General features: G+C 63.6%; 11 protein-coding genes, 1 tRNA gene and 1 pseudogene. 2 read left to right on the top strand and 11 right to left on the bottom strand.

Annotated elements, in window-relative coordinates; all coding sequences use genetic code 11:
- Nucleotides 1-149: 149 nt before the first annotated feature.
- The 5 genes and pseudogenes from AC52Q4_RS10755 to AC52Q4_RS10735 form a co-directional block, all read right to left on the bottom strand.
- Nucleotides 150-470, bottom strand: a pseudogene (locus AC52Q4_RS10755) (HesB/IscA family protein); the annotation flags it as partial.
- 21 nt (nucleotides 471-491) lie between these two features.
- Nucleotides 492-878 (bottom strand): iron-sulfur cluster assembly scaffold protein, encoded by a 387-nt coding sequence (locus tag AC52Q4_RS10750; RefSeq protein WP_495536793.1) that lies wholly within the window; start codon nucleotides 876-878, stop codon nucleotides 492-494.
- Nucleotides 865-2,151 carry a cysteine desulfurase family protein gene (locus AC52Q4_RS10745; protein WP_495536792.1) on the bottom strand — a complete coding sequence of 429 codons (1,287 nt, stop codon included), beginning with the start codon at nucleotides 2,149-2,151 and terminating at the stop codon, nucleotides 865-867. Before AC52Q4_RS10745 ends, AC52Q4_RS10750 begins: the two co-directional genes overlap by 14 nt.
- An 8-nt stretch (nucleotides 2,152-2,159) precedes the next feature.
- On the bottom strand, nucleotides 2,160-2,993 hold the full coding sequence (gene cysE / locus AC52Q4_RS10740) for a serine O-acetyltransferase (protein ID WP_495536795.1): 834 nt from the start codon (nucleotides 2,991-2,993) through the stop codon (nucleotides 2,160-2,162).
- Nucleotides 2,994-3,226: 233 nt separating this feature from the next.
- Entirely contained in the window at nucleotides 3,227-3,958 is a 732-nt protein-coding gene (locus AC52Q4_RS10735; RefSeq protein WP_495536791.1) for an RNA methyltransferase, read from the bottom strand.
- Nucleotides 3,959-4,054: 96 nt separating this feature from the next.
- On the opposite strand from AC52Q4_RS10735, the gene AC52Q4_RS10730 reads away from it, so the two are divergent.
- Nucleotides 4,055-4,864, top strand: a complete 810-nt coding sequence (locus AC52Q4_RS10730; RefSeq protein ID WP_495536790.1) for an inositol monophosphatase family protein — start codon at nucleotides 4,055-4,057, stop codon at nucleotides 4,862-4,864.
- A gap of 65 nt (nucleotides 4,865-4,929) precedes the next feature.
- Here AC52Q4_RS10730 and secF read toward each other — a convergent pair whose 3' ends face one another.
- The 5 genes from secF to queA form a co-directional block, all read right to left on the bottom strand.
- Nucleotides 4,930-5,859, bottom strand: coding sequence for a protein translocase subunit SecF (gene secF / locus AC52Q4_RS10725; RefSeq protein ID WP_495536789.1), 930 nt, complete (start codon nucleotides 5,857-5,859; stop codon nucleotides 4,930-4,932).
- 18 nt (nucleotides 5,860-5,877) lie between these two features.
- Entirely contained in the window at nucleotides 5,878-7,737 is a 1,860-nt protein-coding gene (gene secD / locus AC52Q4_RS10720; RefSeq protein WP_495536788.1) for a protein translocase subunit SecD, read from the bottom strand.
- Nucleotides 7,738-7,758: 21 nt separating this feature from the next.
- Nucleotides 7,759-8,151 carry a preprotein translocase subunit YajC gene (gene yajC, locus AC52Q4_RS10715; protein ID WP_495536787.1) on the bottom strand — a complete coding sequence of 131 codons (393 nt, stop codon included), beginning with the start codon at nucleotides 8,149-8,151 and terminating at the stop codon, nucleotides 7,759-7,761.
- Nucleotides 8,152-8,214: 63 nt separating this feature from the next.
- Nucleotides 8,215-9,315 (bottom strand): tRNA guanosine(34) transglycosylase Tgt, encoded by a 1,101-nt coding sequence (gene tgt, locus AC52Q4_RS10710; protein ID WP_495536794.1) that lies wholly within the window; start codon nucleotides 9,313-9,315, stop codon nucleotides 8,215-8,217.
- Nucleotides 9,316-9,317: 2 nt separating this feature from the next.
- Nucleotides 9,318-10,361 (bottom strand): tRNA preQ1(34) S-adenosylmethionine ribosyltransferase-isomerase QueA, encoded by a 1,044-nt coding sequence (gene queA, locus AC52Q4_RS10705; protein WP_495536786.1) that lies wholly within the window; start codon nucleotides 10,359-10,361, stop codon nucleotides 9,318-9,320.
- Between the two features lie 151 nt (nucleotides 10,362-10,512).
- On the opposite strand from queA, the gene AC52Q4_RS10700 reads away from it, so the two are divergent.
- Nucleotides 10,513-10,599, top strand: a tRNA-Leu gene (locus AC52Q4_RS10700).
- A gap of 57 nt (nucleotides 10,600-10,656) precedes the next feature.
- Here the strand turns inward: AC52Q4_RS10700 and AC52Q4_RS10695 are convergent.
- A partial coding sequence (locus tag AC52Q4_RS10695; RefSeq protein ID WP_495536785.1) for an ABC transporter permease occupies nucleotides 10,657-11,185 on the bottom strand: 529 nt, incomplete at its 5' end.

The raw sequence follows: 11,185 nt of genomic DNA, 5'->3' as shown, positions 1-11,185 counted from the left end.
CGGGCTTGATGATCGCAAGTGTGCGTTGCACTGGCACTTGACTATCCGACCTCTGTTAATTCGCTGAACCGCTACCTCCTGTCCGACACGAGTGGCCCGCCCGCTCCCAAGCCACAGCGGGGCGCCCCAGAACGCCGACGGGCCAGCTCGACCGCAATTCTCTCCCCGCCGCCGCAATAGGCCTCGCAGGGCGGGTTACGAACGCTTAACCCCACGTTGAGCCCTTCACGAACGAAGTCCACTTCCATACCGTCCAGAAACGGCAGACTCTTCGGATCCACCACCAGTTTGATCCCGTGGTTCTCAAACACGGCATCGTGCTCGTCTACGTGTTCGGCGTAGGCCACCGTGTAGGCGAATCCAGAGCAGCCAGAAGTCTTGACACCCAGTCGCATCCCCACTGCGGAGCCATGTCGGGTCAGTGCGCTGCGGATGTGCGCAGCCGCGCTTTCCGTCACTTGTATCGCCATTTGTCCCAACCTCCTGATGCGCTAATCCTGTCCAATCAACGAGCCGGAAGCGGCGAGGGCATCCTTTAGTGCATCCTCGACCACCAGAGCGACACCCGTTTTCTCGACCGGCAACTCCAGGGCCTCGGCGATTTCTCTTCCCGCCAGGCTTGCTATCGTCGCAGGCGTCGCTCCAATGACTCGATCCGCCGCCCATGCTGCGGCGGCAACAGCCGCCGGGCAGCCGAACACCTCGTAGCGGGCGTCAATGATCCGCCCATCCGCCAGCCGCGCCCCGAAGCGCACCCAGATGCCGTCGCGCGGCATGCCCGCTTGACCGATCGACCAATCCGCCCCGCTTGGGATACCGGCTCGACTGCGTTCATGATAACAGGCCACGGCAGTCGAACCGAGCTTAAGTGCCTTCAAAAGTGCGTGCTCCAGGCGAATTTTCAAGTACCGTCAGCGGCGTGACCGTCTCGTAGAGCGACTGCAGAGAGCGCCCCCGGCACCAATCACGCCACAGTGGCGAGAGCGCACGCACAGGCTCCAGCCGCCGGCGAATCCGCTCGACTGCCCGGTCGATGTCACGCGTCGTGGTAGAGCGACCCAGGCTGAATCGCACGCTCGCGTGCGCCAGCGCCGGCGGCCGCCCCATCGCTTGGAGCACATGCGATGGCCCTCGACTCGATGCCGCCGTGCACGCCGACCCGGAAGCCACCGCGAGGTTCGCCGCTTGCAACTCATAAGCCAGGGTTTCCCCCTGGATCCCGACGAAGCTTACGTTGAGTATATGCCCCGCGCCGTCGTCACGGCCATTGAGCACCACCCCGCCCCAGGCGGCCAGTGATTCCCGCAAGCGCTGCCGCAAGCCCTCGAGCCGCAACGCATCGACTTCGCCGCGTTGGACGGCCAGTTCGTACGCGACCCCCATGCCGACCGCTTGATGCACGGGCACCGTGCCTGGACGCAGGCCGGCTTCCTGACCGCCGCCATGCAAAATAGGCGACAGGCGCACCCGCGGCTGCTGCCGGACATAGAGCGCACCGATCCCTTTGGGTCCATAAAGCTTATGGGCGGATAAAGAAAGTAGATCCACGGGCAAGGTTCGCATATCGAGCGGCAGGCGTCCGGCGCTCTGCACGGCATCGACGTGCAGGAACGCGCCCACCGCCTTCACCCGCGCGGCCACGTCCATTAGATTCTGCACCACGCCGGTCTCGTTGTTGACGTGCATGATCGAGACCAAGGCGGTGTCACCATTCAATACGGTATCCAGCGCTGCGGGATCAAGCCGCCCATCCGGACCGACATCGAGGTAGTACACCTCGAAACCCTCGGCAGCCAAGGCGCCACATACTTGCAATACCGACTTGTGCTCCGTGCGCACGGTCACGATTCGCTGCCCACGACCGTGGTGGCGGCGCCAGCGCGCCGCGCCGGCGATAGCGAGATTGTTCGCCTCTGTCGCCCCCGACGTGAATACAATCGCATCGGGCTCGGCGCCAATCAGGCCGGCCACGCGTTCTCGCGCCAGCGCGAGCGCCTGCGCCGCCGTGCGTCCGGGTGCGTGCTCGCTCGCCGGATTGGCGAAGACGCCGTCCGCCCCGAGGTAATTCGCCATGGCCCGCGCGACCTCCGGATCCACTGGTGTGGCGGCCGCATAATCGAGATAAATTGTCTCGTTCTCTGCCATGCTCATTGCGCGCTTCAAGAACCCGTCTGCTTGCCGCGCCCAGTGCCTCCCTCGCTCGCCTGCTCGGTCGATTCCTGCTCGGACGGAATCGTGTTGTCCTCCATCTGGCAGCCTTCGATATCCGGCAAGTGGGTATTTGCGACATGAACCCCGCGCGTTCGCAGCGCGTCACAAATCTCCTCCAGGCGCCGGTCAGTGGCCTGAACGTGATCCAGAATCGCGTTGATGGCATTGGATACGGGGTCGGGCACACCGCGCGTCGCCCCGTAGGCATCGAAGCCCATGCGTCTTGCCACTTCCTCGCGACGGCGGTCCTCCGCGGTCAAACCGCGCCGCTGAACTCCCGCCATCCGGGCCGGAATGCCGATCATCGTCGCTCCTTCCGGCACATCCTTGACCACCACGGCGTTGGAACCGATCCGCGCCCCCATGCCAACATGAATCGGCCCGAGCAGCTTGGCACCCGCGCCGACAATGACATCATTGGCGAGCGTCGGATGTCGCTTACCTTTCTCCCAGGACGTTCCCCCCAGCGTCACCCCATGATAGAGCGTGCAGTCATCGCCGATTTCGGCCGTCTCACCGATCACGACGCCCATGCCGTGGTCGATGAAAAAGCGCCTCCCGATGGTCGCGCCCGGATGGATCTCGATTCCGGTAAACCAGCGCGAGAAAAGCGACAAGAATCGCCCTAGCCAGCACAAGCCGTGCCGCCACAACCAATGGTTGACGCGATGCGCGAGCAACGCGTGCAGTCCCGGATAGCTGGTGATCACCTCGAACACATTGCGTGCGGCGGGATCCCGATCCATCACGCAACGGATGTCTTCTCTCAAGCGTTTGAACATAGTGATGACTCGCGATCGGCCGATGCAGAAGGAACCGCAGGGTGTCGCCATGCGCGGGGCGCTCGCGTACGGCCCGGGCGGGTCGCCGAACGCCCCCACATACACAGGCATTGGTTTAGGCCGATATGATGCATCACCTGCACAGTATAAAGGGTTCGCCCCGGCTGCTGCCACGAGGAAGCGGTTCAGTCATCTGCGCTTGCGCGAGCGTCGGCGCCAACGCGAACGCAGCCTCAACCGAGCCGGCGCTCGATCGCGGTGAGTATCCCCCGCAGCAGGTTGACCTCGGCGGGCTCGGGCCGGGCCCTGTTGAACAATCGGCGCAGCCGACGCATGAGCAGATCGTCCGGGCGGTGCCGGCTATAGCCGCTGAGCTGCATTATCTGTTGGAGATGGCCGTATAAGCCCTCCAGGTCTTCCATGGGAGCCGGCGCCACGTCGTCCGTGCCGGGCCGCTCGGCATCCCTCTCGCTCCGAGGGCAGCCGGCCAAGCACAGCTCGTAACAAATAATCTGCACCGCCGCCGCGAGGTTGAGCACCGGGTAGTCGGGATTGGCGGGAATATGGACGACACCATGACAGTACGAGAGTTGCGCGTTACTGAGCCCGGAGTCCTCGCGGCCGAATAGCAGTGCCACCGGATGAGTCATGCTGGCCCGCGCGATTTCCAACGCCGCCTGTCGCGCATCGCGCGCCGCCGCGGCGAGACGCCGCGGGCGGGCCGTCAGTCCCAAGACCAGCGCGGTTCCGTGAAGTGCCGCGATCAGGCTCTCATGAACGCGCGCGGCGCTCAGCACATCGACGGCATGACCGGCCATCGCCTCAGCCCGCGGGTCGGGGTAATGCAAGGGAGCGACCAGGTGCAGGTTGGAGAGCCCCATCGTCTTCATGGCCCGCGCCGTCGACCCGAGGTTGCCGGGATGCGTGGTGCCGAGCAGCACGATACGGACATTGTCAGGATTCATGGCACGTGCAGCCGCCGCCGGCGATTCAAGCACCGATCTTTTCTGGTATGCTTTGCTCGCGTCGCCCTTTCGGCAGTTCGAGTCCCCATCCGCGCTATGCACCCAATGGTAAACATCGCCGTGCGCGCCGCGCGCAGCGCCGGCAACATCATCGTACGCTATGCCGATCGCCTAGACCGGGTAAAGGTCGAGGAGAAAGGGCACAATGATTTCGTCAGCGACGTGGATCGCATGGCCGAGCAGGCGATCCAGGACGTGCTGCATCGAGCTTATCCCGGCCACGCGGTGGTCGGAGAGGAGTTCGGTGGCGCCGACAAGGCCGAGAACGCCGAATACGTCTGGGTGATCGATCCGCTCGATGGCACCAGGAACTTCCTCCGCGGCTTCCCGCACTGGGCGGTTTCGATCGCCCTGAAACACCGTGGCGTCCTCGAGGTCGGTGTCATTTACGACCCACTGCGCCAGGAGCTTTTTACCGCCAAGCGCGGAGCCGGTGCTACTTTGGAGAGCCGCCGCATTCGCGTCAATCCCCGCCACAGCATTGAAGGAACGCTGCTGGGAACCGGATTTCCGTTTCGTCAGCCCGAAGAGCATCGCGCAGCGTATCTCAAGATGTTCGCCGCCGTGTTCGCTCAGGTCGGGGACCTGCGCCGCGCCGGCTCGGCCGCCCTCGACTTGGCCTATGTCGCCTGCGGACGACTCGATGGCTACTGGGAAATGGGCCTGAAGGAATGGGATATCGCCGCCGGCGCGCTGCTGGTCCAAGAGGCAGGAGGAGTCACCAGTGACTTTTCCGGCCGCGACCGCTATCTGCTAACCGGCAACGTGGTCGCTGGAAGCCCGCGCCTGTGTCAGCACCTACTGAATACCATCACCCCTCATCTCAGTGCCTCACTGCGGGCCTAGGTTACGACCCGAAACCCTGGTCCCAACGCGGCCAAGGCCAACGGCCGTACTCACTCGGCCGGCAATCAAAGACGCTCTTCCAATTCGGCGCCCTCCTTCTTCGGCGGCACCAGATCCTGCTTGCTCACCCCCATGGCGAGCACCGTCGTACTGGCAATGTAGATCGATGAGTAAGTCCCGACCACGATGCCGATGAGTAGCGCGAGGGCGAACCCGGCAATCAGCTCGCCACCGATCAGGTACAGCGTGGCGACCACGATCAATGTCGTCCCCGCCGTCATCAGGGTGCGCGACAGCGTTTGATTGATCGACTGATTGACGATCTCGTTGGGCGAGCCCTTGCGCATTCGCACGAAATTCTCCCGGATTCGATCGAATACCACGATCGTATCGTTGAGCGAGTAACCGATAACGGCGAGCACCGCGGCGAGAACCGTCAGATCGAATTCGATTTGAAATAGAGAGAAGCATCCGACCGTGATGATGACATCATGGATTAATGCCGCAACCGAGCTGACCGCGAAACGATATTCGAAACGGAATGCGACATATATCAGAATGCCCGCCAAGGTGTAGAGCAGCGCCAACCCTCCTTTTTCGATCAATTGACGGCCCACTTGCGGCCCGACGAACTCGATTCGGCTGAGCTGTGCTTTACCGGATTTCTCCAGCGCCGTCATGATCCGATCCCCAAGCTCGGCGCTGGGAGTCTTCTGCGCCGGCATGCGGATGAGCACATCACGGGCGCTGCCGAAATGTTGTACCACGGCGTCATCGTAGCCCGCCGCCGCAAGCGCCTCCCGCACCTCGTTCAGCTCCGCCGGCTCGGGATAGGTCACTTCCACCACCGTACCACCGGTGAAATCGAGCCCTAGCTTCAGGCCGCGCACGGCCAACGATACCAGCGCGACCAGGATCAGGATCGCGGATAGGAGCACCGCGTATCGGCGCACGCCGATGAAGTTGATGTGACTCTGGCGTTTGAACAGATCCATCGTCTTCCTCGCTCGAGCTCAGATCGCCAGTCGGACCCCACGGCGGCCACCGTAGACGAGGTTTGCCAAGGCACGGGTCCCCATGATCGCGGTAAACATCGACGTGATGATGCCGATGCACAGCGTCACCGCGAAGCCTTTGACCGGGCCGGTGCCGAACGCGAACAGGGCCAGCGCCGCAATCAGCGTGGTCACGTTGGCGTCCGTGATCGTGGACAAGGCCTTGGCATAGCCGGAGTCGATCGCTGTCTGCGGCGTCGCACCCGCTTTCAGCTCCTCGCGTATGCGTTCGAATATCAGCACGTTGGCATCCACCGCCATCCCCACGGTCAGCACGATGCCGGCAATTCCCGGCAGGGTCAAAGTGGCCTGCAGCATGGACAGCACGGCGATGATAAGGATCAGGTTCGCCAATAACGCGGCATTGGCGAACAAGCCGAACATTCGATAGTAGAGCGCCATGAACAGCACCACCAGGGCAAAGCCGATCGACACCGCCAGGAAGCCCTGATTGATGTTGTGCTGACCGAGGCTCGGCCCGATAGTGCGCTCCTCGACGATGCTGATCGGCGCGGCAAGCGAGCCGGCCCGCAGCAGCAAAGCAAGATTATGGGCCTCACGCGGGCTGTCGAGGCCGGTGATCCGGAAACGGCTGCCCAGCGGTTCCTGAATCTGCGCGACGTTGATCACCTCCTCGCTGCGACTGCGTATACGTTTCAGCTGCCCATCGACCTCGCGGGTTTGCGTCTGGTTCTCGATGAACACCACGGCCATATAGTCCTTGACGTGCTCCGAGGTGAACCGATTCATGATCTTACCACCGGCGCCATTGAGCCGAATTGTCACCTCCGGGCCACCGGTTTGCTGATCGAAGCCTGCCTGAGCATCGGTGATGAACTCACCGGTGAGAATGGTGTCGCGCTTGAGCAGCACGTATCCGCCGTCACGCTTGACATAGACCTTGTCATCCGGCGGTGCCGGCTCGTTCGGTCCGCCCCGATAGGGAAAGTGGTTCATGTCGACCAGATGAAATTCCAGGGTGGCCGTCGCGCCCAGAATGTCCTTTGCCCGCGCGGTATCCTGAACGCCGGGCAGTTCCACGACGATATGGTCCCTACCCTGGCGCTGAATCACCGGCTCGGCGACCCCGAGCTCGTTGACGCGATTGCGCAACGTCGTGATGTTCTGCTGAACGGCCAGGTCTTCGATCTCTCGGACCTCCCGCTGCGGTAGCTGCGCAGTCAGCTGAAAGCGCCCGTCGTGCTCATCGGAGCTGAAGTTGAGCTTCGGATACTCACTGCGCAACGCCTGGAAAGCTTCTTCACGTACCGGCGCCTGATGAAACGCCACCTGCACGCTATGACCGTCCAACGCCACCTCGGAGTAACGGATGCGGGCCTCTCGCAACTGTGTGCGAAAGGCGTTGACATAACGCTCCATGGCTTGCTTGACCGCTGCCTGCGTATCCACTTCCATCAGAAAATGGACACCGCCGCGCAGGTCGAGCCCCAGATACATCGGCTGCGCGTCGAGCGCGCGCAGCCAGCCGGGGGTGGTTGGCGCCAAATTGAGCGCCACGGTGTAGGGCTGGCCGAGCGCCAGGGCCACCTGGTTGGCGGCCTTCAGCTGCGTTTCCGTATCGCGGAAGCGAACCAGGAAGTGGTTCTCGCGCACCTCGTTGCCTTTGACCGCAAGCCGCTCGCGGTCGAGCAGATCAAGGATTCTTTGCTGCACCGTTTCTGCCGGCGCATCCCCCTGATCGGTGGTGATCTGTAATGCGGGGTCCTCACCGTATAGGTTCGGCAATGCGTAGAGCAGCCCCACCACCAGAGCCGCAACGATAACGAGGTATTTCCACAGGGGGTAGCGATTGGTCATGCTTGCTCCGGCAACGCTCGATCACTTTTTGCTTTTGCCGCCTTCGGCCTTGCCTTTCCCCGCCATAGCGGACCCTTCCTCCCGCTTCAGCTTCTGCTTGATGGTGCCCTTGGGCAGCACCTGGGTCACGGCCGCCTTCTGAATCCGTACCTCGATACCGTCCGCGACCTCAAGGGAGGCATAACCTTCATCCACATCCGTCACTTGACCCAGCATTCCGCCGCTGGTGACGACCTCATCGCCTCTGCCCAAATTCGCCACGAGCTTCTTATGCTCCTTGGCGCGCTTTTGCTGCGGGCGTATCAGCAGGAAGTAGAAGATAGCAATCAGCGCGATCGGAAAGATCAGACCGCCGAGGCCCGGACCCACCGGCTGACCATTTTGAGCCATGGCGTCGCTGATTAGGAAATCCATATGTGAGCTCCTCGTCGCTGAACAAATAGAGGCGTATGCCCGAGACGAAAGCCAAGCATTATGTCATAGAGGCTCGCGTTTGGCGTAGAACTCGCGGATACAGCTCTCGAGGCGACCCTGGGCGATCGCCGTTCGCAGCTCGCACATCAGATCCTGGTAATAGCACAGGTTGTGCAGCGTATTGAGCCGCGCTCCGAGAATCTCATTGCAGCGGTCCAGATGTCGCAGATACGCACGCGTGTAGTGACGACACGTGTAGCAGCCGCAGTGCTCGTCGAGTGGGCGCGTATCTTGCGCATAGCGCTTGTTGCGGATACGCAAGGTGCCTGCGCGCGTGTAGAGGAAGCCATTGCGCGCATTGCGCGTGGGGATGACGCAATCGAACAGATCCATCCCGCGGCGTACCGCCTCGACGATATCCTCGGGCTTGCCGACCCCCATGAGATAGCGTGGCGACGCCGGCGGCATCCGGGGATCCAGGAACTCCAATACGCGCTGGCGTTCCTCGCCCGGCTCACCCACGGCCAGACCGCCCACCGCATAACCATCGAAACCCGTCTCCAGGAGCCCATTCAAAGACGCCTCACGCAGCGGCTCGTAGAGACCGCCCTGGACGATGCCGAACAGTGCCGCCGGATTATCGCCGTGGGCAACGCGACTGCGAGCCGCCCAACGCAGCGACAACTCCATGGACGTGCGGGCGGCGGATTCGGTCGACGGGTGGGCGAGACATTCATCGAACACCATGACGATATCCGCACCGAGCGAACGCTGCACCGCCATGGATTCCTCCGGCCCCATGAACACGGGGGCGCCGTCCACCGGAGAGCGGAATTGCACCCCTTGCTCCGTGACCCGGCGGCTCGCACCCAGGCTATATACCTGAAATCCCCCGGAATCGGTGAGTATCGGCCCCGACCAATGCATGAACGCGTGCAGATCACCGTGAGCAGCGATAATCTCGGTGCCCGGTCGCAGCATTAGATGGAAGGTGTTGGCGAGCAGAACCTGTACGCCGAGCACCCGCAACTCTTCGGCTGTCATCGACTTGACGGTGCCGTGGGTACCAACCGGCATGAAGGCAGGAGTCTGTATTTCCCCCCGCTCACAAACAAGGCGCCCACGGCGAGCGCGTCCGCAGCGCGCGAGTACCTCGAAGCGCACGCTCACGCCCGCGCCTGCGGCGATGCCGGATGGATAAACATCGCATCGCCGTAGCTGTAGAAACGATAGCCTGCCGCCACCGCATGACGATAGGCACTCAGCGTCTGCTCGCGGCCGGCGAACGCGCAGACCAGCATGAGCAGGCTGGAGCGGGGCAGATGAAAATTCGTAATCAACGCATCCACGGTTCGGAATCGATAGCCCGGGTAGATGAAAAGTCTCGTTTCCCCGCGATAGGGACGCAGCACGCCCGAGCGCGCCGCGGTTTCCAGTGCCCGGACCACGGTCGTTCCCACCGCCACGACACGGCCGCCACGCGCCCGCGTCTGCGCCACTCGCGCACACACGGCTGAATCGACCTCCAGGTACTCGGCATGCATTCGATGCTGCTCCACACACTGGCTGCGCACTGGCTGAAAGGTACCGGCACCGACATGCAGCGTCACGCGGGCCTGCGCCACCCCTTTGTCTGCCAGCCGCTGCAGCAGAGCCTGATCAAAGTGCAAACCGGCAGTCGGCGCCGCCACGGCGCCGGGACGGGCAGCGAATACGGTCTGGTAGCGTTCCCGGTCGGTCGGTGTGTCGCCGCGGCGCAAGTACGGCGGCAACGGCACGTGTCCATAGCGATCGAGGAGTTCGAGCACCGGCGCGGCACCCTCGAAGCGCAGCTCGTAGAGCTCACCTCGGCGTCCCAGGACCAGCGCAGCGACGGCGTCTTCCAGCCACAAACGCGTGCCGGCCCTGAGCCCTTTGCTCGCCCGCACGTGTGCGAGCGCCGAGTGCTCATCGAGCAGCCGTTCCAGCAGAACTTCAACGCGCCCGCCGCTTTCCTTGACCCCGTACAAGCGGGCACGGAGCACGCGCGTGTCGTTGACGACCAGTAGATCGCCGCCCCGCAGCAGCTCCGCCAACGCGTCGAACCGACGATCCCGGCGCGCGCCGCTCGCCGGGTCGATCACCAGCAGCCGGCTCGCCGTGCGTTCGGGCAGCGGCTCGGTGGCGATCAGCTCGTCGGGTAGCTCGAAGTGAAAATCGCTGACCCGCATAGGGCGAGAGAATGTCCTGAATTGACGGCCATGGCGGAGAGTTGGTGCGGCGAGCCCAACAGCGGCACCGATACTATCAGCTCCGGAGTGGCGGCGCGAGGCGAGTGGGTTTCGCCGCAACCGGCGCTGCCTTATACTGCTGCGCTGGACAGCCGGGATGGCGGAACCGGTAGACGCGCCGGACTCAAAATCCGGTCCCCGCGAGGGGGTGTGGGTTCGAGTCCCACCTCCGGCACCATCCCTTCCTTTCCCTGCCCTCGGTGCAGCAGGCCGCCCTCAGTGCAGCAGGCGGCTTTCAATGCAGCAGCCGGCGGCGCATGCAGCGCACCGCCAGCGGGAACAGCACCAGCGCCAGCACCAGGACGTAGACACTGCACCAGGCGTGGACCGCGGTCAGATCGCCCATGGCGAAGCCGCGGCCCAGCTGGACCAGCGGCGTCAGCGGCATGACCCAGGCCACGGGCTCGAGCCAGTCCGGCAGGACCGCCACCGGGAAGAAACTCCCGGAGAAGAAGTACATGGGCGTCGCCACCAGCGTGAACACCAGCGACAGGCCGTGGACCGAGGGCGCCAGGGCCGCGAACAACTGGCCGATGCCGCCGAACACGGCGCCCACGCCCACCGAGACCAGCAGCAGTCCCGGCAGGGCGACCAGCGGGATCCAGCCGAAGCCGACGGCGAAGGCGGTGACCGCCAGGGTCGAGATCACCGCCCGGGTCGAGGCGAAGCACAGTTCCGCGAGGACCACCTCGGTCACCGTCACCGGTGCCGTCAGCATGGTCTCGTAGACGCCCTGCCGGATCCGCTCGAAGGCACTCCAGGAG

Source organism: Nitrococcus sp. (assembly GCF_059432795.1).
The sequence above is the reverse complement of the archived record's forward strand: the minus strand, read 5'-3'. Positions and strand labels throughout refer to the sequence as shown.

Bases quoted from the DNA above. Each gene is read 5' to 3' on its own strand.
- AC52Q4_RS10745 (WP_495536792.1), bottom strand. From the start codon at position 2,151: ATGAGCATGGCAGAGAACGAGACAATTTATCTCGATTATGCGGCCGCC.
- cysE (WP_495536795.1), bottom strand. From the start codon at position 2,993: ATGTTCAAACGCTTGAGAGAAGACATCCGTTGCGTGATGGATCGGGAT.
- AC52Q4_RS10735 (WP_495536791.1), bottom strand. From the start codon at position 3,958: ATGAATCCTGACAATGTCCGTATCGTGCTGCTCGGCACCACGCATCCC.
- AC52Q4_RS10730 (WP_495536790.1), top strand. From the start codon at position 4,055: ATGCACCCAATGGTAAACATCGCCGTGCGCGCCGCGCGCAGCGCCGGC.
- secF (WP_495536789.1), bottom strand. From the start codon at position 5,859: ATGGATCTGTTCAAACGCCAGAGTCACATCAACTTCATCGGCGTGCGC.
- secD (WP_495536788.1), bottom strand. From the start codon at position 7,737: ATGACCAATCGCTACCCCCTGTGGAAATACCTCGTTATCGTTGCGGCT.
- yajC (WP_495536787.1), bottom strand. From the start codon at position 8,151: ATGGATTTCCTAATCAGCGACGCCATGGCTCAAAATGGTCAGCCGGTG.
- queA (WP_495536786.1), bottom strand. From the start codon at position 10,361: ATGCGGGTCAGCGATTTTCACTTCGAGCTACCCGACGAGCTGATCGCC.